The following is a 22,867-nucleotide window of genomic DNA, read 5'->3' on the forward strand; positions in this document are numbered from 1 at the left end:
TTCAACGACTCCTTTGGTTGGCTCCTCCCCCAACCGTTTGCCCCGCAGGCCTTGGTTTGCGGGGCTTTTTTATGGCCGCAGAGGAATATCGGGTGCGGGGGGCAAGGGATGGGCATTGCCTGTGAGTTCGGCACCGGGCGGACGGCGCTGGACCTGCGCACCCGCAAAACCCGAGGCAGGCACCTGACAGCCCCCACCCGGTTGCATTTACCCCCCGCCTGCCCCAAGCTCTGCCTTCCCGCCGCCACGGATCGTCCGATGCCCAGACGCAACCGCTACCTGATCGCCCTGCTGCTGTTGATCGTGGTGTCGGCCCTGTTCGGCTATCTGTGGCGCGATGACCAACCGCCGCCGCCAACCTTGCCTGCGCACAGCTACGCCAAGGCCTTGCGCCAGGCCCACGAAGGCCAGCCCGGCGCTGCGCGGGTGTTGTACCAGCAACTGCAACGCAACGACCTGCCTCCGGTCCGGCGTGCCGCCCTGTACGCCGAATTGCCCAACTACCCTTCGCCGCAGGCATTGAAGCTCGCCCGCCAGGACCTCGAACATGGCGACCCGCTAGTACGTCGGGCGGCCATCGCCAGCATCCGCCGCCTGCTGCCGGCGGCGCAGCGCAGCCTGGTGCTTGGCCCGCTGCTGGACGACCAGGAGCAAAGCGTGCGCTTTGCCGCCGTAGATGCCCTGCTGGGTCTCGACCCGGACGCCATCGGCCTGTATTTCGGCCCGTTGCAGGCAGCCCTCGAACAGTATCAACAGGCACTGGAGCAACAATCCCGGGATACTGACGCCCAAGTACACCTGGCGCGCCTGTTCCTCCATGAAAACGACTACAACCACGCCGCCGCCGCTCTGCAGCGAGCCTTGGCGATAGCCCCCGGCAACCTCGATGCATTGGCCACCCAGGTACGCCTGCTGGAACGCCAGGGCCATCATGATGCCTCGCGGCAGGTACTGGCCAAGGCCCTGGCACTGAGTCCCGACTCGGCCTTTCTGCAGTACGAGCTAGGCCTCTGGCTGAACCGTCATGAGCAGCGCGAGTACGCGCTGCTGGCTTTGTCCCGCGCAGTCGAGCTGGACCCGGACAATACCGACTACCGCTACACCCTGGCGGTCACCCTGCATGAGCTGGAACAGGTCGATGCAGCGCAGAAGCAGCTGGAAACTGTGCTCAGTCGGCAACCGGCCAATCGCCGGGCACGGGTGTTGCTGATCCAGTACTGGAAAGAGACCGGCCAGTTGCAGAACGTGCAAGTGCTGTTGGCAGAGCTGGAGCAGCAGAATCCGGACGATCCGGTATTGCAACAAGGCCTGTAGGCCACGCTGTAACTCGGTTGAACCCAGCAGCCTTGACCGAGGTCCAGTGGGTATCGGACCACCCTTGCGGGAGAATTGTTTTGGTCAGTTCGTTGGCGCTGGAACAACGTGCCTTGATCCTCGCGCCCTCGCCGTTAGCCGCAGATATCGATCGGCTGCTCGCTTGCGCCGGCATCGACAGCCTGTGCGCGCCCGACCTGCCCCAGCTACAGGCTTGTCTGGCGGAGAGCGCAGGCCTGGCGATCATTGCCGAGCAGGTATTCGACGCAGGCCCGAGCCCCCTGCTGCAGGCGTTCCTCGACCAGCAACCCAGCTGGTCGGACCTGCCCATCGTGCTTATCCAGGACAATCGCAGCGTTATGACTTCAGGTCACACGCCATTGGGCAATCTGATGTGGCTGGCTGTACCGTTCGAAGATGACCTACTGCTGCAGATGGCCCAGTCCGCGTTGCGCACCCGACGCCGACAGTATCGTGTACGCGATCAGTTGCTAGAACTGCAGCTACGCCTGCAAGCGCAGGGCATATCACCCGGCGAGACGCCGGAGCGCAGCGAGTTCGCCCGCTACCAGGCGCGTAATATGGAGGCCATTGGCCAACTCGCCGGCGGGGTCGCACATGATTTCAACAACCTGCTCACCAGCATCGGCGGCAGTTTCGAGCTAATTGACCGGCGCCTGAAGCAGGGCCGCAGTGACAGCCTCGACACCATGCTGCGCATGGGCCGCGAAGCGGTATCACGCGCCGCCCGGCTGACCCACCGCCTGCTGGCCTTCTCTTCCCGGCAATCGCTGCACAGCCAGCGCATCGACCTGCACCAGTTGCTCCAGGCGAAGCGCCTGGAAGCCTGCGTCAACCCGGCGGTGGCCGTGCAGGTGGACATTACCGAGGGCCTGTGGCCGATAGAGGCCGATAGCCAGCAATTACAGGAGGCGCTCGACAACCTGCTGCTGAATGCCTGCGAAGCCATGCCCAGTGGTGGCCACCTGCGCATCGAGGCGACTAACCAGGCTATCAGTGCCGGGCATGTCACCGACGGCGCCCTGTGTGCCGGTGACTATGTCCGCCTGCGTATCATCGATGACGGCCAAGGCATGGCGCAAAGCACGCTGGCGCACGCTTTCGAGCCGTTCTTCAGTACCAAGGCGATCGGCCAGGGCATCGGCCTCGGCCTGTCGATGGTGTACGGTTTCAGCAAGCAGTCCCGCGGCCATGTCACCCTGCATAGCCAGCTCGGCCAAGGAACCCGGGTGGACCTGTACTTGCCGCGGCACCTGGGCCAGACCCAGGCATCGCATGAGCCGATGCTACCCGTGCAGAATTGCCGGGGCCATCACGTGCTGGTGGTCGAGGACGATCCGGATGTACGCCAGTTACTGTGCCAGGCCCTGCGCGAAGAGGGCTTTGCCTGCCACAGTGGCGCCGATGCCAATGACGGGCTGAAGGTGCTGCGCTCGAGCCAACCCGTCGACCTGCTGCTCACGGATGTCGGCCTGCCCGGCATGAACGGCCGGCAACTGGCCGAGATTGCCCGCAGCCTGCGCCCGCGCTTGCCGGTTCTGTTCATCACCGGCTACGCGGAAACGGCCATGGTCCGCGACGGCTTCCTGGCTGCAGGTATGCACCTGATGGGCAAGCCGTTCGAATTGCAGCAACTGCAGGCATTGGTGACGCAGATTCTGGGCCGGCCCTGAGCCGCTCACTCATCGAGCAGGCGAAGCGCCTCGTTCGCAAGATCCGCCAGCGGAAACGGTTTGTTCATCAATGCCGTGCCTGGCTGGTCAAGCAACTGCGCCTCGATCCGCTGATCCGCGTAGCCGGTGATGAACAGCACCTTCTGCTGCGCAAGCTGCATGCGCATGGCCCTGGCCACTTGTCGACCACTGAAACCACCCGGCAGGCCGATGTCGGTGATCACCAGGTCGAACGGGCCGTCATGGCGGAAGCGCTCCAGCGCGGAATTGGCGTCGCCCGCCTCGGTGACGTCGAAACCACGTTCGACCAGGTACTCGCGCATCACCGCGCGCAAACCCAGTTCATCATCGACCAGCAGCAGGCGCTCTCCGCACGCCATGCGCTGCGCGCGCTGGATCACCCGCGGCGGCTCGGGGACCGGCTCATGGCACCTTGGAAAAAGCATGGAAACCCGGGTGCCCTGGTTCGGCGTCGATTCGATCCAGGCGTAGCCTCCCGACTGGCCGACGAAGCCATACACCATCGACAAGCCAAGCCCGGACCCGCGCCCGATGGGCTTGGTGGTGAAGAAAGGCTCAAAGGCCCTGGCGATGTCCGCTGCCGGCATGCCATGACCATCATCTTCGACATGCAAGGCTACATAATCGCCGGGCGGCAAGCCGTGTTCATCCGGAAACCAGGCCTTCAGGCGCTCGTTGACACTGTGCAATGTGACATTGCCCCGGTCCAGACAGGCTTCGCGAGCGTTGGTGCAGAGGTTGATCAAGGCATTTTCGAGCTGGGGAACATCGAGGCATACCGCCCACGGCGTCACATCCAGCTGCCAGTGCAGACCCATCTCTGCGCCCAATGCCCTGAGCAGCAGAGGTTCGCTCAAGCGCAACTGCCGGTTGAAATCCAGCACCTTCGGGGCCAGGGGCTGATGCCGTGAAAAGGCCAGCAGGCGATGGGTCAGCTCCATCGCGCGCAGCACCGAATCGCGGGCCAGTTCTACATAAGCCTCGACCCGCTCCAGGCGCCCTTGCTGAAAGCGGCGCTGCAACAGTTCGAGACTACCGCCAATACCGGACAGTAAATTATTCATTTCGTGGCCGACGCCGCCGGCCAACTGACCGACTACTTCCAGGCGTTGATGGTTGCGCATCAATGCTTCGGATTGTCGGGCGGCTTCCTCACGGTCTTCGGTGATGTCTCGGCCAACCGCGGTCAACAGGCTGCCATCGAAACGCGCGCTCCAGCGAAACCAGTGATAATGGCCATCACGGTGACGCAGGCGTGTCTCGATCTGCTCGGTAGCGTGGTACTGCAGGAACCCGCTAACGGCCACCTGTACTTCCGCACGGTCGGCCGGATGAACCAGGTCCAGCACCAGCGCATCACGTACCTGCTCTTCCGTCCAGCCCAGGATGCGGTACCAGGCGGGGTTGGCGGCACACATCCGCAGTTCGGGGGTCACGGTCATCATCGCGTCACGCGACAATTGCCAGAACTGCTCACGCTCGGCCACATGCCGTTCGATCTGCAATTCGAAACTACGTGCCTGTTCGCGCCAATGACGGTGGGCGTCGAGGTCGGCGGTGGTCTCGATCACGGTGTGCAGGAGCCCTGCCACGCTACCCAGTTCATCGTGCAACGGGGCATACCCGAACGCACACCAGAGCGGCTCGGCACCTGCGCCGCAGGTGATACGCAGCGGTGGGTCCTCGACAAAACTCGAGCGCCCCTCAAGAGCCTTGAATACCCACGGCCCCATGTGTGGCCAGACATCGCTCCATAATGCCTCGAAGGCCATGCCCAACGCATCCGGGGCAACGGGCCGCAACGCCCGGTAGGCTTCATTGTGAACCACGCAAAGATCAGGCCCCCAGACCACGGCACATGGGAATGGAGACAGGTGCATGATGTCGACCGCGATACGCAGCGATGCCGGCCAGCGCGGCCATGGCCCGAGCGAAGTCCGGCCCCAGTCGAACTGCGCAATCCGTTCGGCAATCGTCTCGGCCGGCGGCGCAGCAGGCGGTTGCAGAGCCACCTGCGACGCGGACTGGTACGGCATACCGTTTGCGACCAATTATTCTCACCCCGCTGTGCTCAAGGCTGATCATGGGCGTCGCCTCCCCGGACGGGCTCGCCCATGAATGCTGTTCAAGTTAGCACAACGCACACCAGGCGCTATGACGTACCTGCAGCGGACGGCTATGCTCATTAGGTTTTCCCGAGCCAGAGCGCAACGGCCCATTCAGGTTGCCGACAGGAGCGTGGTCATGAGCAAGAAAATGCTGGTGGTGCTGACCAATACGGCCAAGTATCCGACCCTCAGGCGGGCAACCGGATTGTGGCTGGGAGAAGCCGTGCACTTTGTTGATCAGGTCGAAAAGGCCGGCTACACGGTCGACTATGTGAGCCCCCTGGGTGGCTACGTACCCATCGACCCGCAAAGCCTGCAAATGGCTCCCGAGCTCGACTGGCAGTGGTATGACGACAAACGCTTCATGACCCGCCTGGGTAACACCTTGAGCCCTGGCCGGGTGAAGGCCACCGAGTACAGCGTTATCTACTACACCGGCGGCCATGGGGTGATGTATGACTTTGCCGATAACCAGCCGCTGCAGGAACTGGCGCGCCAGGTTTATGAGAATAACGGCATTGTTGCTGCAGTCTGCCACGGTGTTGTCGGCCTGCTGAACATCAAGCTCAGCGACCATAGCCTGTTGTTGAAGGAGCGCAAGGTGACCGGCTTCTCCAACACCGAGGAGAAGCTCGCCGAACTGGACAAGGTGGTCCCGTTCCTGACCGAGAACGAACTGGGTGCCCGCGGCGGTCTCTACAGCAAGCATGAGGACCCATGGATGCCGTATGTGGTGGACGACGGCCGGCTGATTACCGGGCAGAACCCGGCATCCACAGCCCTGCTGGCCGAGAAGGTGCTGGCGAAACTGAAACAGCGGTGAAGCTGACAACGAGGTTCGGCTTTTCCGTAACGTGGTAACTCTTGTCACCTACAGCCGAAGCTCAATCAATGCCCATAGGATCGATGTTGACTTGTTCACCCCGAACAGCATGGGTCAACGGAGCGGCATGCCTATGGCAAATATCAAGATTCATTTTATCGACTGGCGGAAATTGTTGCTGATTCTGGCCATCGGCGTAATACCCGTGCTATCCGGGCTGCTGATGATGGACTATCAGTTGGACAGGAAACTCGAAGAAAACGCCAAGATTTCAGTTCTGGAGGCGGTTTTCAGCATCGACCAGGCGCTGGGCCGCATGGAGGCAAGCCTGGAAACAGTCCTGCCGTTGGCTGGCAAACCCTGTGCCGAAGTGCTGGATGAGCTGGACCAGAGAGTCGCCAACAGCCCACACCTTCGCTCATTGGCACTGACCCGCGAGAAACAAGCGTATTGTGCGACGGACATGGACCCCTTGGAGTACCTCTCCGCTTTTTCCGGGTCCGGGCAACAGGCGAAGCTGGCATTCGACGCCCCTTCGTCGCCCAACGCGGCAATCATCAAGATCCAGAAACCGCACAGCGACCCCGGGGTCATCGCCACAGCTTATGGACGCTTGCTGCGCGACGAACTACGCGGCTTCCAGGACGGCTTGACCTTGCTGCTGGAATTCAACGGGCAATACATCTGGAGCGATGGGGACAGCCGCGATCCACAACGTCCCTCCCAAGCCGAATATCGCCAGCGGGCAGTCTCGGAAAAATACGGCTACGTGGTGATCGGTGGCTACGCCAAAGGGTATACGGCGCAGGAGTTCCGCGTCTCCCTGCACCAGGTGCTCCCCTCGCTGGCACTGGTCGGGGTCGCCAGCATGTTCATCATGTATCTGGGCTTGGCCAGAACGCGCAAGAGAAGGGGTAACACCGCCGCCATCGATCCATGACGGCGGTACCCCTGGGCTATCAGTCGGTGCTCAGTACACCACGGCGTACCTGGTCACGCTCGATGGATTCGAACAGTGCCTTGAAGTTACCCTCACCAAAGCCATCATCGCCCTTGCGCTGGATGAACTCGAAGAACACCGGCCCGAGCAGGGTTTCCGAGAAGATCTGCAACAGCAGGCGCTTGTCGCCTGGCTGCGAGGCACCATCGAGCAAAATGCCCCGTGCCTTCAGTTCGTCGACTGGCTCGCCATGGCCAGGGAGGCGTTCTTCCAGCATTTCGTAATAAGTTTGCGGCGGCGCAGTCATGAAGCGCATGCCAAGGCCTTTCAGGGAATCCCAGGTCTTGAGCAGGTCGTCGGTCAGGAAGGCCACGTGCTGGATGCCTTCGCCGTTGAACTGCATCAGGAACTCTTCGATCTGCCCGGCGCCCTTCGAAGATTCTTCGTTGAGCGGGATGCGGATCATCCCATCCGGTGCGGTCATGGCCTTGGAAGTCAGGCCAGTGTATTCGCCCTTGATATCGAAGTAGCGGATTTCGCGGAAGTTGAACAGTTTCTCGTAGAAGCCCGCCCAGTACGCCATGCGCCCACGATAGACGTTGTGGGTGAGGTGATCGATGATCTTCAGGCCGGCACCCACCGGGTTACGGTCCACACCTTCGATGAACTTGAAGTCGATATCGTAGATCGAGCTGCCCTCTTCGAAGCGGTCGATCAGGTACAACGGTGCACCACCGATACCCTTGATGGCCGGCAGGCGCAGCTCCATCGGCCCGGTTTCGATTTCCACCGGCTGCGCCCCCAGCTCCAGGGCACGGGCATACGCCTCATGGGCGTTGCGCACGCGGAAGGCCATGCCGCACACCGACGGGCCATGTTCGGCGGCGAAGTAGGAGGCGATGCTCTTGGGTTCGTTGTTCAGGATCAGGTTGATGCCACCCTGGCGATACAGGTGCACATCCTTGGAACGGTGGGTAGCCACCTTGGTGAAGCCCAGCATCTGGAATACCGGCTCGAGTACGCCAGGTGTCGGCGAAGCCAGTTCGATGAATTCGAAGCCCATCAGGCCCATTGGATTGTCGAAGATATCAGCCATGTTCGTGTCCTCATCTACAGCGAAAATTTACAGGTTGCGCGGGATGTCGAACAGAAACGGCGGTGAGCAGGGAATTCCGCGCACGCTGCGGGCGAGGAAGTCACCTATGATCAGCTTGAACCCATGATATGTCATATGGACCCATTCTCGGCGGGCTTGATCCTTCAACATTGAAGGACCTTATTGTTGTATTCGTAAACCGATTCTACAGGGCGTAAATTCGTTTGTCGCGTTTTTAGTTACTCACCCATGCCGACAAACGGCTATCCTCTCGTTATTCTTTTTGCAGACCAGCCAGCATGCCCCTTACCGCTAAACGTCGCGCCGGCCTGACCTGGCGCACCCTGCTGCCTTGGGTCGTCGGCGTGCTGCCAGTGGTGTGCGGCCTGGCCGTGATGCACTGGCAGGTCGAACGCGAGATGCAGGCCAGCAGCCAAGCCACTACCCGCCAGGTGGTGGCGCATGTCGAACGTATTCTCGACAACCTGGCAAGCGCTGCCGATGCCCTGCTGCCGCTTGCCGGCAGCCCGTGCGAGCAGGTCAAGCTCAGATTGCGCGCAGAAGTCACGCGCAACGCCTTCGTCCGCTCGACCAACCTGTTCAGGCACGACACCCTTTATTGTTCTTCGCTGTTCGGCGACTTCGACGAGCCGGTCAACGCCGGCGACTACGCCGACGGCAAGCTGTGGCTGATGGATGGCAACTCGGTCACCCCGGGCCACCCACTGCTGGTCTACCGGGTCAGCAAGGGTGACCAAGGCGCGATCAGCACGGTGGACGGTGAGCACCTGCTTACTGCGCTGCGCCTGATCGGTCCTGACGAAGTGCTGCAGATTCGCGTAGGCAATGCCTGGCTGGGCAAGGATGGCATCGTACGCCAGGGCCAGCCACCCGCTGCGGCCAAGGCGAATGTGCAGTTTGGCTCGACGCGCTACCCGTTCAGCGTGCAGGGTGGCTATGGCAGCGACAGGCGAGGCCAGCTCTGGCGCAACCACTACCCCGCCCTGTTCGGCTTGCTGCTGGTGCTGGGGGCGGTTTCCGCGCTGGTGTGCCGCTGGCAGATACGCCGTATCACCTCGCCCCGTGCCGAACTGCGCCGGGCCCTGGAGGCCGACGAATTCCTGCCGTATTTCCAGCCGGTGGTACGCAAGGGTGACTACCGCTGGGCCGGCGCCGAAGTGCTGATGCGCTGGAACCACCCGCAGGAAGGTCTGGTGAGGCCCGACCTGTTCATCCCCTACGCCGAACACAGCGGGCAGATCGTCGCCATGACCCGCGCCCTGATGACCCATACTGCGCAGAGCCTGGCGCCGTATGCCGGGCTGCTGGACGACGGCTTTCATATCGGCATCAACATCACCGCCGACCATTGCCGCGACTTCAGCCTGCTGGACGATTGCCGCACCTTCCTCCAGCATTTCCCGCCTGGGCGGGTGGTGCTGACCCTGGAGCTGACCGAGCGCAAGCTGATCGCGGCCACCCCGGTCACCCTGGAGCTGTTCGAAAAGCTGGACGCCATGGGAGTGAAAATTGCCCTTGACGACTTCGGTACCGGCCAGTCCAGCCTCAATTACCTGCGCCAGTTCAAGGTCGACTACCTGAAGATCGACCAGAGCTTCGTCGCCATGATCGGTGGCGACGCGTTGTCGGTGCATATCCTCGACACCATCATCGAGCTGTCGGCCAAGCTGGGGCTGGGCATCGTCGCCGAGGGGGTCGAAACCGAAGCCCAACGCGACTACCTGGCCCGTCACGACGTGGATTTCCAGCAGGGCTACCTGTACGCCAGGCCCATGCCGGCGGCCGCGTTCCTCGAAGCGCTGGCCACACATGCGGGCGCATCGCGGTTGCCGCAAGCTGCGCCCCCTGAGATCATGCGCGGCTGATCCAGTCGCTCAACTCCCAATTCGAGGCATTCGTGTCAAAAGGCATTCTTTCGTCGGTCATGGCGTCCTGTCTGTTCGCCGTGATGTACTTCTATACCTCGCTGCTCACGCCACTCGACGGCGAGGAAATCTTTGGCTGGCGCACGCTGTTGACCTTGCCTTGCCTCACCCTGTTCATGCTTGCCTCGAAAGACTGGAAGCGGGTGGGCGAACTACACGCCCGGGTAAAACGCACCCCACTGCTGGCGCTGGGCATGCTCGGCACGTCGTGGCTGATGGGGGTGCAACTGTGGCTGTTTCTCTGGGCGCCCCTGCACGGGCGCAGCCTGGAAGTGTCGATGGGTTACTTCCTGCTGCCGCTGGCCATGGTGCTGACCGGGCGGCTGGTCTACGGCGAGCGGCTGTCCCGCCTGCAGAAGGTGGCGGTGGCGTGTGCCGCGCTGGGCGTAGGCCACGAGCTGTTCCAGCATGGCAGTTTTGCCTGGGAAACCCTGGTGGTAACGATCGGCTACCCCATCTACTTCGTGTTGCGCCGGCGCTGCCGTACAGACCACCTGGGTGGCCTGTGGTGCGACATGTGCCTGCTGTTGCCCTGGGCGTTGTATTTCGTCATCCAGGGGCCGCTTTCGACCACCGACCTGCAGGCACACCCCGGGCTGTATGCGCTGATTCCGCTCCTCGGAGCGATCAGCGCTTCAGCCCTGATCGCCTATGTCCTGGCCAGCCGCTTGCTGCCTTTCAGCCTGTTCGGCCTGCTCAGTTATGTCGAACCGGTGCTGCTGGTGGGCGTGGCGCTGCTGCTCGGCGAAACCATCGGCCCGGACCAATGGCTGACCTACCTGCCGATCTGGGCTGCGGTGCTGGTGCTGATCGTCGAAGGCATCAGGCACTTGCTGCGTCAGCGTCGCCGTTCGGTGTAAGCCGGACCTGGCGCACGCGCCGTTCTTCCACAGCCTCCACGGTCAGCGTCCAGCCATTCCAGGCCAGGCGATCGCCGACTATCGGCAGGCGGTCAAGCAGGCTCATCACCAGGCCCGCAAGGGTCTGGTAGTCCTCGGTGGCGCGGGCGCTGAACCCGGTGCGTGCCTGCACCTGGCTCAGGTTCACCGCACCGCTGACCACGAAGCCCGCGCCGTCCTGGACGATGCCTGGCCCTTCAACCTCGCTGGCATCGGGCAGTTCACCGGCAATCGACTCAAGGATGTCGGTCATGGTCAGCAGGCCGGTAAAGTCACCGAACTCGTTGACCACGAAGGCAATGTGGGTGGATTGGCCACGCATCTGTTCCAGGGCGTTGAGTATGCTGAAGCGTTCCAGCAGGTTCAACGGCGCCCGTGCCATGCCCTCCAGGTCCGGCTGGTTGCCCAGAAGCAGTTCCTTGAGCAGTTCCTTCTTGTGCACGAAGCCCAGCGGCTCGTCCACCCGGCCATCACGGATCAACGGCAGACGCGAGTATGGCGAGTTGGCCAAGGCCTGGGCGATGACGTCGGCCGGCTGTGCCAGGTCGATCACATCGACCTCGGCGCGGGCGGTCATCACCGTGCGGATCGGCCGCTCGGCCAGGTTCAGCACGCCGCTGATCATCACCCGCTCGCGGCGGTCGAACACGACCTGTTCCCCGCCGCCGTCGACCAGGTCGGCGATCTCTTCGCCCACCTCGTCAGCCTCGACCCGGCGGCCACCCAGCAAGCGCAGCACGGCATGCGCAGTACGCTCACGCAGCGGCCGATGCTGCTGCAGGCTGCGCTTGCGGCGGGCCCGGGCCAGCTGGTTGAACAGCTCGATCAGGATGGAGAAGCCGATTGCCGCGTACAGGTAGCCCTTCGGAATATGGAACCCCAGGCCTTCGGCGGTCAGGCTGAAGCCGATCATCATCAGGAAGCCCAGGCACAGCATGATCACCGTGGGGTGGGCGTTGACGAAGCGGGTCAGCGGCTTGCTGGCGACGATCATGATGCCGATCGAGAAGATCACCGCGATCATCATCACCGATAGCTGTTCAACCATGCCCACAGCAGTGATGACAGCGTCCAGCGAGAACACCGCGTCGAGCACCACGATCTGCGCCACGATCGGCCAGAATACGGCATGGCGTACCGCGCCGCTGGCCTGGGCCACATGGCCTTCCAGGCGTTCATGCAGCTCCATGGTGGCCTTGAACAGCAGGAACACGCCACCGAACAGCATGATCAGGTCACGGCCGGAGAAATGCTTGTCGAACACCTCGAACAACGGCGCGGTCAGGGTGACCATCCAGGAAATGCCGGCCAACAGGCCCAGGCGCATGATCAGCGCCAGGCTCAGGCCGATCACTCGCGCGCGGTCGCGCTGATGCGGTGGCAGCTTGTCGGCGAGGATGGCAATGAACACCAGGTTGTCGATACCCAGCACCAACTCGAGGACGATAAGCGTCAACAGGCCTAGCCAGGCCGTGGGGTCGGCTAGCCATTCCATTAGCGGATACTCATGTGGGCAGCGTCACGAGGACGGGGGAAGGGAGGCCGTGAAGGCCGAAAACCGGGGGGCTCCGCGAAGGTGCTCATACAGACCTTGATTGCAAGTAGGGAACAGGATCGTACAGGCTGAACATTCAACCTCGATAACAGAAAACTATTACAAAACCTGTAACAAGCCCGCAGGCAAAAATGCGCTGGGCACTGGGTACTTTTCTTCAATATCACCGCCTGCCGATGGCCGAGGATAACGGCCTCCCCCAAGCAAACGGAGCTCCGCATGAGCCTGTCACTGTCCATGGCCGCCTTCGCACTGGCGGCTTCCATTTCCCCCGGCCCGGTCAACATCGTCGCGCTGGGCAGTGGTGCCCGTCATGGCCTGCGCGCCAGCCTGGCCCATGTGGCTGGCGCCACGCTGGGCTTCTGTCTGCTGCTGGTACTGGTCGGCCTGGGTGTGCACCAGTTGCTGTTGCGCTGGCCACTGCTGGGCCTGCTGTTGCACTGGGGCGGAGTGGCGTTTCTGCTGTACATGGCATGGAAGCTGGCTGGCGACGACGGGCAACTGGGCAGCACGCACCTGTTCCGGGCGCCCTCGGCGTGGCACGGCGCAGCCATGCAATGGCTCAACCCAAAGGCCTGGCTGGCAGCAGTGGCTGGCGTCGGCGCCTACACCGCAGGTGAGCAACAGTTGCTGTGGCTGTTTGCCTGGATCTATGCACCGATCTGTTTCCTCTCGGTAGCCAGCTGGGCGTGGGCAGGCAGCGTGATTCGGCAGTACCTGGGAGACCCTCGGCACCTGCGCCTGCTGAATCGGGGCCTGGCGCTGTTGCTGCTAGCCAGTGCGGTCTATCTGCTCATGCAAGGTCAGCAAGCGGCAGCCTTGCGGTAATGCCCGGGGGTCGTCGCCAGGTGCTGCTTGAAGGCCCGCTGCAGGTGCGCCTGGTCGGCAAACCCGGCCTCCTGCGCAACCTCGGCAATTGCCCGCCCTTGGCGCAACTGCGCCCTGGCCAGTTGCACGCGCTGGTCGAGCAGGTAGCCATGCGGTGTCAGGCCGAAGCGCTGGCGGAACGCCCGGATCAGGTAGGAGCGTGACAAGCCGCAGGCTGCACAGATGTCTTCCAGGCTCAGCGGGTCGCTGCGATGCGCACGTATGAAGGCTGCCGCGGCGTCCAGGCGCGGGTTACCTGCGTCTTGCACGTCGGCGCTACCGGCCTCAAGCAGAGATGGCAAGGCGGCAAACAGCGCTGCCAGGCGGTTTTCCCGGTCTGCCAGGCTGACGTCGAAAAGGTCGGCGAACACCTGCAACAGCTGTCGGTACAGCGCTGGCGAGCGGCTCCAGGCCTGGACCGGCAAGGTAAAACCCTGCGCCTGCAGCCAGGGCATATCGACAAACAGCATCAGGTACGACCACGGCTTCCCTGCGATGGGATTGCAGGCGTGAACCACGCCTGGGTTCATCAGCACCGTGGTACCGGCCTCCACCTCGATGTGCCGGTCCGCGTTGCGGTAGGTGCTGCGCCCTCCGGTGATCACCCCGAGGGAAAAGCTCTCGTGGGAATGCGCGGCATAGCACACCTGACGCCCATCCCCTACCCGTCGGGCCTCGACGAAGGGCAATGCCGGATCGCGCCAGAACCTTGATACTTCGATCATCCCCCGCCCCGCTCGCCGCTGCCATGCATCCGGATACTACACACTTTGCCGGGGGAACAGGTCGAGCGTCCGTTCCACTTCGCCGATATCGACGGTGAAACCATTGCCTTCCGGGGTCCCGACCACAAAGCCGAAATGCTGGTCGTCACGATCCGTCAGATACTTGTAGTAGCTGACGAACCGGTTCGGCGGTTGCAAAGTCAGCAGGCAACCGCCGGGTTGCAGTACGTTCAAGCCGTGCACCAGCTGGCTACCCTCCACGCCAATCACCACCCTTGCCCCGGCGCAAGCCGCCACGATATCGGGTACATCGGACTTCAACGGATCGACGATGCGAAAACCGCGGGTGGCCCGCAAGTGCTCGGCCAGCGCCAGCTCATTGCGCAACAGGCGCAAGTCGCCGTCGCCCCCGCGCAGCAGGAACACGCCAGGGTGCGGGGCATGCGCCACGTGCGCCAGCAACTTGTCGCCCATGGCCCGGTAGCGGACATGCCGGCTGCGGTTGTTGCCCTGGTCATCGAACAGCACAAGTTCGCGGAAGTACGCGCTGCGCAGGCGTAGCGGTTTCATCTCCAGCCAGTCTTCATAGGCCGGCGCCTGGGCATACAACGGGAACCTCGCCGACGGCGCGGTGGTCACCGGTACGCCCTCGTTGCAGGCCAGCGCATAGGTTGGGCAGTCTTCCGCGATCCAGGTGCCGAACCAGGTATTGCCATTCTGCGTGCAGTAGATCGCCGCGCGATCGACTTCGTAGTCCACGCTGATGGTCGGAAAGGGTCTGGGCTTGAGCGACAGCCAGTGGCAGGCCCTGCCCTTGTACAATGCCCCCTCGACCAGCCACACATCCTTGATCAGGTAACCGCGGGTAGGCGCTTGCTGCACGCTGATGCCACCCTGCATGGTCGGGCCCGGATGCACGTACGGATAAAAGCGCTTGCCCTCCCAGCCCGTCACCCGCTCCAGCTGGCCTGGCAGGTAGAAGGCCGGTGGAGAGACCGTGAGCTCACCAGGAGCGATCTCCCAACTCCTGGCTGCAATGCTTCTGAGGTCGGTGACGCCGTGCCTGCCCAGGCGTTTGCGCAGCATGTAGCGGTAGGCAGCCAGGGTCCAGGTGTGCTGCCGGGCGAGCGGCGATGCACTGAACTGCGAGCTATTGCTCTCCATGAAGCGTCCTCCCTAGGTGACGAAGCCAAAAACCTGGCACGGCGCGCCCGGTCAACACAGCCTCGACAGCTTTCAGCTGCACATGACCCGCTCCATGGTGGGCGGTGACTGCAGGTTGGCGTAACGGCTGCGCAAGGTTTCCAGGAACGATTCACCCGCGCCGTTACTGCCATAGAGATAGATCTTGTGCACACCGCCAAACACCATTTCCTGATAGCGACTGGCCACTTCCTCGTCACTCGGGCCGTCGGGCAGCCCCAGATGCAAGGTGAGTTTGCCGCCTTCCACCGCAAACATCGGTGTGTCCCAGAGAAACTTCGCTGTGCCGGTCCGGGGCAGGCGGACAAACAGATAGGCATGGTTGCCCAGCGAATCGATATCACCACCGCGGCGGCGCTTCCATTTCAACAGGCCGTCATCCGGGCGCGCCAGGCAAAGGCCGATGTCGTAATAATCAAACCCCTGCTCCAGTGCCCACTCCAACGCCATGAACGTAGTGATCGAATTCACCTCGCGCAACTTGCGCGCATCGGAGAACACCGCCTCGCAATAGCCGAAACGCAATGTGCTCCAATAACGTTTGCCACCGCGCACCACTTCGCAGCCCAGGTGGCAGCCAATCACCTCATCGTCCAAGGTGATCAGGTCGAGCCGGCCAATGCTCCTGGCAATGCGAAACACCTCTGCCGTGGGGAACTGTGCGGCATGAATACCCTGCCTGGCGCTGGCATAGGGGCGCAGAAGGTCGCGGTCAGCCATGGCGATCTCCTCGTCGGCCAGGGCCTGGCGCATGCGGTACAGGGGCCGATGCTTGCGAATGCTGCGTCTGAGCTCACTGTCGTAGCGCGCCGTTATGGCCTCCAGCGGACGGCCCAGCGGCACCACGGCACTTATATAATGCGGCACCGACAACGCCCCCGCCGTCGGCATTTCGCTGATCACCACGCGGTGATCGGCTGCCTTCGGCGCATTTGTGCTGTCGATGGTTGCGGTACTGCCCTGGCCCTTGCCAGCGACCAGCAGCTTGGCCATTTCCCTTTGCTGCTTCCGCCCGATATAGACAATTTCGTAGGGGCTTTCCTGCTGCAAGCGGAACCTGGCAACTTCCCAACGCCAGAAACAGGCACGCGCCAGGCCCTCACGCACGCGGCTGGAAAAATGTCTCATCTCGTAGCGTATCGAGGGCGAAATGTGTTTTCGCGCCAATGCCGTCAAGGTCGCTTTCATTTCTTCTTCGAAGTCCTGCGATGTGCTTTAGGTCTATCGGTACACTTGACAAAGCCCCCTATCGGTTAATCAGTTAAGGTGCGGGCGATTGCTTTCGCAAGTGGCAACCTGATTGCATTTCGCGTCCCCTTCTCGCCCTTTGGTATCGTTTCATGGCGCCAATTTCCTGAATGGCAAACTGGCTGGACACGTCATGCTCCGTCAGCCAGCCCAGCACGCGTTATTCCGTTACCACCTGGCTATTGATAATCAGCGTTTGATGCCTTCTTGAACAAGAAGGAGCATCGTCATGTTAGCCAACAACCTTCATCAACCCTTGCTCGAAGCGCAGCTGCCGTGCTGGGCTCGTCAATTGACATCGGACCAGTGGGCGGCGTTGAAGCAAACCCAGGTCGCCCCGTGGCAGGCGCAGGACTGGTACGCCAATGCAGCCCCCGACCTGCGCCAGGCGGTGGACACAAGCCATACGCGCCTACAGCACGCGCAGGCAGCCATGGCCCGATCACTCAAAGGCCTGAAACAAATCACAGAATTTGCGCAGCCCATGCTCGAGGCGCACCTTGCCGAACGCGGCTTTCATGCGCCGCTGCGCCATAGCCAACTGCTGAGGGTCGAGCGCCGCTGGCACTGGGTGGGCCTGCGCTATCTGTACAGTCACCGCCGTGACAACCTGTTGCAGGCTGCCCTGCAGAACTTCGCCTCGGACGAGACGTTCACGCCCGAGAGCGCCATCGCCCTGAGTGACAGCATTCAGGTAACACCGCTTCAGGTACAAGGCTCTGCACCGCTTGGCATGCAAGTACCGGCTGCTCACTTCACCCTGATGTCGGAGCGCTACCAAGTAGAGCGCCTGCCTCTTACGCCTGCGGCGTTTGCCTCACTCTGCCGTGAACTGGACCTGGGCGGCGCCTATAACGCTCATCTGGCACAGCACTTCACCCGACCGCAAGTCCGTGTGCAAGCCATCGAGCTTCAGCGCCAGCGCCTGCGCCTGGCAGCCGACCTCGCCTACTTGCAGCACTTGCTCGATGGCCGGGCTCGCGACCAGGTAGAACGGCTTGTGCAGGGTGAGCACGTGCAATGCTGGCAACTGGCATTGTTCGGCACTCTACTGCACGACGTCATGCTGATTGATGCCGGCCGTTCCGGGTTGATGCTGTATCTGCCCGACCATGAGCCGTCCCTGCGTCAATGCCGGGACCTTGAAGCGGCGCACGATGCACTCGCCTGCCTGCTGCTCGAGCCCGCTGAGCGTCGGGCATTTGCCGGCTACGTCATGCGGGACGAGAGGCGCCATTTTCTGGACCTGCTGCAGCAAAACCTCGATGCCAGCGGTGATACCGACTTCAATCTCCCGTGGCAGCGCGCTGTGCAGGCGGACCTGCGCCCGTCGCGCCAGGCCCTCCCGACAGAGCCTTTCGGCTATTACCAGGACCAGCACGTGGCCCGCCTGCTGCATGAAGCCAGCCTTGTTGCAGTGCCGACTGCAACAGCCGATGCCCAGGCGCGGACCAGGCGCATGGAAGAATGGGAGAGCCTGGGCCTGGATGCACTGATGGTCGCGGGGTTCTTTGTCCCGGCCATTGGCTCACTGATGCTCGCCGTCACGGCCTGCCAATTGCTCGGTGAGGTTTTCGAAGGCTACGACGCCTGGGAAGCAGGCGACCGCCATCTGGCGCTGCATCATCTGGAAGCCGTAGGTATCAACCTCGCGCTTATCGGCGGTGTTGCTGCAGCCGGTCGTGTGCTGCCCAGACTTTTCGACAGCCCATTGCTGAACAACCTGCAGGAAGTACGCGCCGACGACGGGCAGTACAAGCTGTGGAATCAGGACTTGCTGCCCTACCGCAGCAGCCTGCAGTTGCCTGAACACCTGCAGCCCAACGCGCAAGGCCAGTACGTGTATCAACAGCGTCACTTCATTCGCCTGGACGGTGAGCTGTACGAGCAACGCTTCGACCCACGTCTGCAGCAATGGCGAATCATTCATCCGCAGCAACCGGAAGCCTGGAGGCCACCACTGGAGCACAACGGGCACGGCGCCTGGCGCGGCGCGCATGAGCAGCCGGGCGCATGGTCCTTCGTCAAGCTTGTGCGCCGCCTGGGCGAGCGATATGCGGCATTTACCGCAGAGCAAATGGAGCAGGCCGCGCGCCTGTGTGGCATCGATGAGGCGTGCTTGCGTCAGGTACACCTGCAGGGCCGGCCCGCTCCGCCACTGTTGCTCGATACCCTGCAGCGCATGGCAGCACAAGCCGAGGTCGATGCTTCAGGTGCCGAGGCCCCCCCAGGCCTGTTCGACCAACTCTATGACGGCAACGCCCCCATCGATCCGTCCTGCCAGCAGTTGCTCGCGGCCTATCCGCGGCTTTCCCCGGCACTGGCAAAGCGCCTGCTGGCGCCCCTGGACAATGCCGAATCACTCGCCTGGCAACAGCACGGCAAGTTACCACCTGTGGTTCGCCAGCAGATCGAACAGGTTCACCACGAACTACCATTGGTCCGTGCCCTGGAGGGGTTGCTGCAACCGGCCAGGGCCAGCGCCGACAGCGAGCGGCTGCTGTTCAGCGCCTGCGACGCCATGCCTGGCTGGCCTGCAGACCTGCGCCTGGAGCTTCGTGCAGGTGGGCCGGATGGCCCAAGGCTGGATCATGTCGGTAGCCTTCGGGCCGGCAGACTGAGCCGGGTGATCAAATCCGTCGAGGGCTACGAGGCCGACCTGGGTCAGCGCCCCGCCCCGGGGAAGCGTGACAACGACCTGTGCCGAGCGGTGGAACAGGCGCTGCCACGCCAACATCGCGAAGCGCTAGGCATCGCAAAAGCTGACGGCCGCGTACTGCGCCAGCGGGTGCTGGCATGGGCCGCTCAACACCGCTCGCTGTTGGCGCGACGGATGTGGGGTATGCGCGCCGTGCGGGGTAAAACGCACATTGGGCTGCGCGCTGGAGCCCCCTTGGAGCCTCTGCCGGCCCATCCCCGTCAGACCGGCTCGCTGGCAGCAGCCTACCGCCGCGTATTCCCTGCTGCCACTGATACGGAAATCGCCGACTGGTTAGGGGACCCGGAAGAAAATCCAGACCTTTACGACCTGCGCTCAGCCACCGAGCGGGTGCGCGCCCTGCAACAGCGCCTGGAAGCACTGCGACAAGACCTTCGGTTATGGGCTCAGGCCGACTCTGCCCGCCTGCCGCAGCGGCAAAGTGCGATCCGTCCGATCATCAATGCGTGGCGGCGCCTTTCCACGCTGACACTTGGCGGGGATCAGCGCCTGTTCAGTCTCGACTTGTCCAGCCTCGACCTGAACGACGAAGACCTGGCAAGCCTGGCACTGCCCGACGACTTCGCCCACATCGAACACGTTTCACTCAGTAACAACCGCTCACTCAACCGCCTGCCAGCGGCATTCTGTGAACGCTTTCCCAACCTCAGGCGGCTCAACCTGACCCGGTGCCGCTTCGACCGCCTGCCCCAACTGGCACAACCTGAGAGCCTGTTGTGGCTGGACATGGACAGCAATCGCCTCACCTGGGATGGCCAGGCCCAGCATATGCTCAACCAGCTCACCCACTTGGCACTGCTGGACCTGACTGACAATCCGCTGCTTCAGGCGCCAGATCTGCATGGGCTTGCTCAGCTGCGGTCGCTGTTTCTTTCAGGGTGTGCGCTCAGCGAACTGCCGCAGGGTCTGGACGCTATAACCGAGCCCTTCGTGCTGGACCTTTCGGCCAACCAGTTCCAGCAACTACCTGACGGCTTCACCGTCCCCACGCCTGTCGCCAACGCCCTGCACCTGGAAAGCAACTGGTTGAGCGAGCCGGTCCTGCAACAAATTGAAGCCTACAATGACGCCCACCAGGTCGACCTGCTGGTGGACGAAAACGACTATCAGGAGTTCTTCGAAGAAACAGGCCCGGCACAAGCCGCCTTGTGGCAACGCTTGCCCCGGCAGTACCGGCGTGATCTGCGGGCACTCCTGGACCTTGAACCGTTCCTGTCGCATCCGCGCCTGGCACGCGAAGAGTTCTGGCGACGCCTGGCGCTGATCGATGCGCATCCGGCATTGCGCCAGCAATGGCTGAACTATCCCGCACAGCTTTTCAACCTGCCCCTTTGACCAGTGAACCGTGGTGCCCACCCGTATAGGCGCAAGCACCTCGGCTTCTCTTGAGCCAGACTGGTGTTTTTACGGCAGCCGGTGCATGCTCGCAGCTGAAGCGTTTCACCCGGCTTTGAACCCGCCCAGCAATGTGAGGTGCAGTACCCATGGACCGTCTGCTCGATTCACTTTTCCCCAGCGCCGAAAACATCCCGGAACCCTGGCGCCTGGAAGCTCCCCTGGAACAACGCGACTACCTGGTGAACGGCGAGCTCAGGCGCTGGGACGGCCCCCTGGCCACGGTGCGCAGCCCGGTCTGGCTCAAGCAAGGCAACGAAGAACACCAAGTGGTGCTGGGCAGCGCTCCGCTGCTCGATGCCGATACCGCGCTCACCGCCCTCGATGCCGCCGTGCAGGCCTACGACAAAGGCCGCGGCGCCTGGCCGACCCTGCGCGTGGCCGAGCGCATCCAGCACGTCGAGGCGTTCCTGGCGCGCATGCGCGAGCAGCGCCAGGCCGTGGTCAAGCTGCTGATGTGGGAGATCGGCAAGAACCTCAGGGATTCGGAAAAGGAATTCGACCGTACCTGCGACTATATCGTCGACACCATCAATGCACTCAAAGACCTCGACCGCCGCTCCAGTCGCTTCGAGCTGGAACAGGGCACGCTGGGCCAGATCCGTCGGGCGCCGCTGGGTGTAGCCCTGTGCATGGGGCCTTACAACTACCCGCTCAACGAAACCTTCACCACGTTGATCCCGGCCCTGATCATGGGCAATACCGTGGTGTTCAAACCGGCCAAGTTCGGCGTACTGCTGATTCGGCCACTGCTCGAAGCGTTCCGCGACAGCTTCCCGCCAGGCGTCATCAACGTCATCTATGGCCGTGGCCGGGAAACGGTAAGCGCACTGATGGCCAGCGGCAAGATCGATGTGTTCGCCTTCATCGGCACGCACAAGGCCGCCAGTGACCTGAAAAAACTCCACCCGCGCCCACACCGTCTGCGCGCCGCGCTGGGGCTGGATGCCAAGAACCCGGGCATCGTCCTGCCCCAGGTGGACCTCGACAACGCTGTCGAGGAAGCCGTCACCGGCGCGCTGTCGTTCAATGGCCAACGCTGCACGGCGTTGAAGATCCTGTTCGTCCACGAGGACGTGGTGGATGCGTTCCTCGACAAGTTCCAGCGCAAGCTGGCCGCACTGAAGCCCGGCATGCCCTGGGAGCCTGGTGTAGCGCTGACCCCTCTGCCAGAACCCGGCAAGGTCGATTACCTCGACGGCCTTGTGGCCGATGCCAAGGCCAAAGGCGCACGGGTACTCAACGAAGGTGGCGGGCACAGCCGCGGCTCGTTCTTCTACCCGGCCGTGCTGTATCCGGTGAAGTCCGACATGCGCGTGTACCACGAGGAACAGTTCGGCCCACTGGTGCCAGTGGTGCCCTACCGCGATCTGCAGACGGTGATCGATTATGTCCTGGACTCCGACTACGGCCAGCAACTGAGCCTGTTCGGCAACGACCCGGCAACCATCGGCAGCCTGGTCGACACCTTCGCCAACCAGGTCGGCCGTATCAACATCAACGCGCAATGCCAGCGCGGCCCGGACACCTACCCCTTCAATGGCCGCAAGAACAGCGCCGAAGGTACCCTGTCGGTGCATGACGCCCTGCGCGTGTTCTCGATCCGTACGCTGGTGGCCACGCGCTTCCAGGCAGCCAACAAGGAACTGATCAGCGAGATCATCCGTAACCGTCAGTCGAGCTTCCTGACGACCGACTACATCTTCTGACCGCCGCGCTTATAGCCAAGCGGTCTATCAAGAAGGTCGACTTTCCATCCGCGCAAACGACTCTAAGCAACAGGGCGCCATCCGGCGCCCACTTCCAAGGAGATCGAACATGGCAGCCAGACCCATTCCCGAGGGCCAGCACAGCATTACCCCGTACCTGGCCATCAACGATGCCGCCGAGGCCATCGAGTTCTATAAAAAGGCCTTTGGCGCCGTCGAGATGTTCCGTCTCGAGGCCCCGGGTGGCCGCATTGGCCATGCCGAGCTGAAGATCGGTGACTCGTCGCTGATGCTTGGCGACCCCTGCGACATGGAAGGCGGCCTCACCGCCAGCCAGAAGCTCAGCGGCGCAGGTGTAGGGCTGCACCTGTATGTCGAGGACAGCGACAAGGTCTACGACCAGGCCGTGGCAGCCGGCGCAACCCAGCTGAGTGCAGTGACAGACCAGTTCTATGGCGACCGTAGCGGTACGCTGAAAGACCCATTCGGCAATATCTGGTTCGTTTCCACCCACAGGGAGGATCTGTTCCCAGACGAAATCCGTGCCCGTGCCGCCAAGCTGTTCGCCGGCAACTGAGCGGCGGGTTGAAAGCGGCGCGGCTTTG

Annotated in this window: 16 protein-coding genes; 10 read left to right on the plus strand and 6 right to left on the minus strand. The window is 62.7% G+C overall.

The features are described from left to right. Window positions 1–258 precede the first annotated feature (258 nt). Window positions 259–1,314, plus strand: a complete 1,056-nt coding sequence (locus B4L76_RS00410) for a tetratricopeptide repeat protein (protein ID WP_296229742.1) — start codon at window positions 259–261, stop codon at window positions 1,312–1,314. 80 nt (window positions 1,315–1,394) lie between these two features. Beyond that, complete coding sequence (locus B4L76_RS00415; RefSeq protein ID WP_296229743.1) at window positions 1,395–3,008, plus strand: response regulator; 1,614 nt, start codon at window positions 1,395–1,397, stop codon at window positions 3,006–3,008. 5 nt (window positions 3,009–3,013) lie between these two features. Here B4L76_RS00415 and B4L76_RS00420 read toward each other — a convergent pair whose 3' ends face one another. Then, a complete protein-coding gene (locus B4L76_RS00420; protein ID WP_296229744.1) occupies window positions 3,014–5,065 on the minus strand; it encodes an ATP-binding protein in 2,052 nt (683 codons plus the stop codon). Between the two features lie 208 nt (window positions 5,066–5,273). On the opposite strand from B4L76_RS00420, the gene B4L76_RS00425 reads away from it, so the two are divergent. Further along, window positions 5,274–5,960 carry a type 1 glutamine amidotransferase domain-containing protein gene (locus B4L76_RS00425; protein WP_296229745.1) on the plus strand — a complete coding sequence of 229 codons (687 nt, stop codon included), beginning with the start codon at window positions 5,274–5,276 and terminating at the stop codon, window positions 5,958–5,960. A 133-nt stretch (window positions 5,961–6,093) separates the two neighbouring features. Then, on the plus strand, window positions 6,094–6,900 hold the full coding sequence (locus tag B4L76_RS00430) for a CSS-motif domain-containing protein (RefSeq protein WP_296229746.1): 807 nt from the start codon (window positions 6,094–6,096) through the stop codon (window positions 6,898–6,900). Window positions 6,901–6,919: 19 nt separating this feature from the next. On the opposite strand, the gene hppD is transcribed toward B4L76_RS00430, so the two are convergent. After that, on the minus strand, window positions 6,920–7,996 hold the full coding sequence (gene hppD / locus B4L76_RS00435; RefSeq protein WP_296229747.1) for a 4-hydroxyphenylpyruvate dioxygenase: 1,077 nt from the start codon (window positions 7,994–7,996) through the stop codon (window positions 6,920–6,922). 299 nt (window positions 7,997–8,295) lie between these two features. Here hppD and B4L76_RS00440 point away from each other — a divergent pair, with 299 nt between their 5' ends. Together B4L76_RS00440 and rarD are read left to right on the plus strand one after the other, a co-directional pair. Continuing rightward, window positions 8,296–9,882: an EAL domain-containing protein gene (locus tag B4L76_RS00440; protein WP_296229748.1), complete on the plus strand. Its 1,587-nt coding sequence runs from the start codon at window positions 8,296–8,298 to the stop codon at window positions 9,880–9,882. 32 nt (window positions 9,883–9,914) lie between these two features. After that, on the plus strand, window positions 9,915–10,802 hold the full coding sequence (gene rarD, locus B4L76_RS00445; RefSeq protein ID WP_296229749.1) for an EamA family transporter RarD: 888 nt from the start codon (window positions 9,915–9,917) through the stop codon (window positions 10,800–10,802). Here the strand turns inward: rarD and B4L76_RS00450 are convergent. Further along, on the minus strand, window positions 10,765–12,336 hold the full coding sequence (locus B4L76_RS00450; RefSeq protein ID WP_296229750.1) for a TerC family protein: 1,572 nt from the start codon (window positions 12,334–12,336) through the stop codon (window positions 10,765–10,767). The genes rarD and B4L76_RS00450 overlap by 38 nt on opposite strands. 279 nt (window positions 12,337–12,615) lie before the next feature. Here B4L76_RS00450 and B4L76_RS00455 point away from each other — a divergent pair, with 279 nt between their 5' ends. Next, window positions 12,616–13,224, plus strand: coding sequence for a LysE family translocator (locus B4L76_RS00455; RefSeq protein ID WP_296229751.1), 609 nt, complete (start codon window positions 12,616–12,618; stop codon window positions 13,222–13,224). Here B4L76_RS00455 and B4L76_RS00460 read toward each other — a convergent pair. The 3 genes from B4L76_RS00460 to B4L76_RS00470 form a co-directional block, all read right to left on the minus strand. Then, window positions 13,200–13,988, minus strand: coding sequence for an AraC family transcriptional regulator (locus B4L76_RS00460; RefSeq protein ID WP_296229752.1), 789 nt, complete (start codon window positions 13,986–13,988; stop codon window positions 13,200–13,202). The two genes, B4L76_RS00455 and B4L76_RS00460, sit on opposite strands and share 25 nt — an antisense overlap. A 36-nt stretch (window positions 13,989–14,024) precedes the next feature. After that, window positions 14,025–15,152 (minus strand): glycosyltransferase 61 family protein, encoded by a 1,128-nt coding sequence (locus B4L76_RS00465; protein WP_296229753.1) that lies wholly within the window; start codon window positions 15,150–15,152, stop codon window positions 14,025–14,027. A 72-nt stretch (window positions 15,153–15,224) separates the two neighbouring features. Then, complete coding sequence (locus B4L76_RS00470) at window positions 15,225–16,379, minus strand: hypothetical protein (protein WP_296229754.1); 1,155 nt, start codon at window positions 16,377–16,379, stop codon at window positions 15,225–15,227. 289 nt (window positions 16,380–16,668) lie between these two features. Here B4L76_RS00470 and B4L76_RS00475 point away from each other — a divergent pair, with 289 nt between their 5' ends. From B4L76_RS00475 to B4L76_RS00485, 3 genes are all read left to right on the plus strand, one after another. Next, window positions 16,669–20,493, plus strand: a complete 3,825-nt coding sequence (locus tag B4L76_RS00475; RefSeq protein ID WP_296229755.1) for a dermonecrotic toxin domain-containing protein — start codon at window positions 16,669–16,671, stop codon at window positions 20,491–20,493. A 149-nt stretch (window positions 20,494–20,642) separates the two neighbouring features. Beyond that, entirely contained in the window at window positions 20,643–22,262 is a 1,620-nt protein-coding gene (locus B4L76_RS00480) for an NADP-dependent glyceraldehyde-3-phosphate dehydrogenase (protein ID WP_296229756.1), read from the plus strand. Window positions 22,263–22,371: 109 nt separating this feature from the next. After that, complete coding sequence (locus B4L76_RS00485; protein WP_296229757.1) at window positions 22,372–22,839, plus strand: VOC family protein; 468 nt, start codon at window positions 22,372–22,374, stop codon at window positions 22,837–22,839. Window positions 22,840–22,867 lie beyond the last annotated feature (28 nt).

The organism is Pseudomonas sp. UBA4617, from assembly GCF_002386445.1.
Taxonomy (GTDB): domain Bacteria; phylum Pseudomonadota; class Gammaproteobacteria; order Pseudomonadales; family Pseudomonadaceae; genus Aquipseudomonas.

What these genes read in the sequence shown, in the direction of transcription:
- B4L76_RS00410 (WP_296229742.1), top strand. Translation starts at nt 259, where the DNA reads ATGCCCAGACGCAACCGCTACCTGATCGCCCTGCTGCTGTTGATCGTG.
- B4L76_RS00420 (WP_296229744.1), bottom strand. Translation starts at nt 5,065, where the DNA reads ATGCCGTACCAGTCCGCGTCGCAGGTGGCTCTGCAACCGCCTGCTGCG.
- B4L76_RS00425 (WP_296229745.1), top strand. Translation starts at nt 5,274, where the DNA reads ATGAGCAAGAAAATGCTGGTGGTGCTGACCAATACGGCCAAGTATCCG.
- B4L76_RS00430 (WP_296229746.1), top strand. Translation starts at nt 6,094, where the DNA reads ATGGCAAATATCAAGATTCATTTTATCGACTGGCGGAAATTGTTGCTG.
- hppD (WP_296229747.1), bottom strand. Translation starts at nt 7,996, where the DNA reads ATGGCTGATATCTTCGACAATCCAATGGGCCTGATGGGCTTCGAATTC.
- B4L76_RS00440 (WP_296229748.1), top strand. Translation starts at nt 8,296, where the DNA reads ATGCCCCTTACCGCTAAACGTCGCGCCGGCCTGACCTGGCGCACCCTG.
- B4L76_RS00450 (WP_296229750.1), bottom strand. Translation starts at nt 12,336, where the DNA reads ATGGAATGGCTAGCCGACCCCACGGCCTGGCTAGGCCTGTTGACGCTT.
- B4L76_RS00455 (WP_296229751.1), top strand. Translation starts at nt 12,616, where the DNA reads ATGAGCCTGTCACTGTCCATGGCCGCCTTCGCACTGGCGGCTTCCATT.
- B4L76_RS00460 (WP_296229752.1), bottom strand. Translation starts at nt 13,988, where the DNA reads ATGATCGAAGTATCAAGGTTCTGGCGCGATCCGGCATTGCCCTTCGTC.
- B4L76_RS00465 (WP_296229753.1), bottom strand. Translation starts at nt 15,152, where the DNA reads ATGGAGAGCAATAGCTCGCAGTTCAGTGCATCGCCGCTCGCCCGGCAG.
- B4L76_RS00470 (WP_296229754.1), bottom strand. Translation starts at nt 16,379, where the DNA reads ATGAAAGCGACCTTGACGGCATTGGCGCGAAAACACATTTCGCCCTCG.
- B4L76_RS00475 (WP_296229755.1), top strand. Translation starts at nt 16,669, where the DNA reads ATGTTAGCCAACAACCTTCATCAACCCTTGCTCGAAGCGCAGCTGCCG.
- B4L76_RS00480 (WP_296229756.1), top strand. Translation starts at nt 20,643, where the DNA reads ATGGACCGTCTGCTCGATTCACTTTTCCCCAGCGCCGAAAACATCCCG.
- B4L76_RS00485 (WP_296229757.1), top strand. Translation starts at nt 22,372, where the DNA reads ATGGCAGCCAGACCCATTCCCGAGGGCCAGCACAGCATTACCCCGTAC.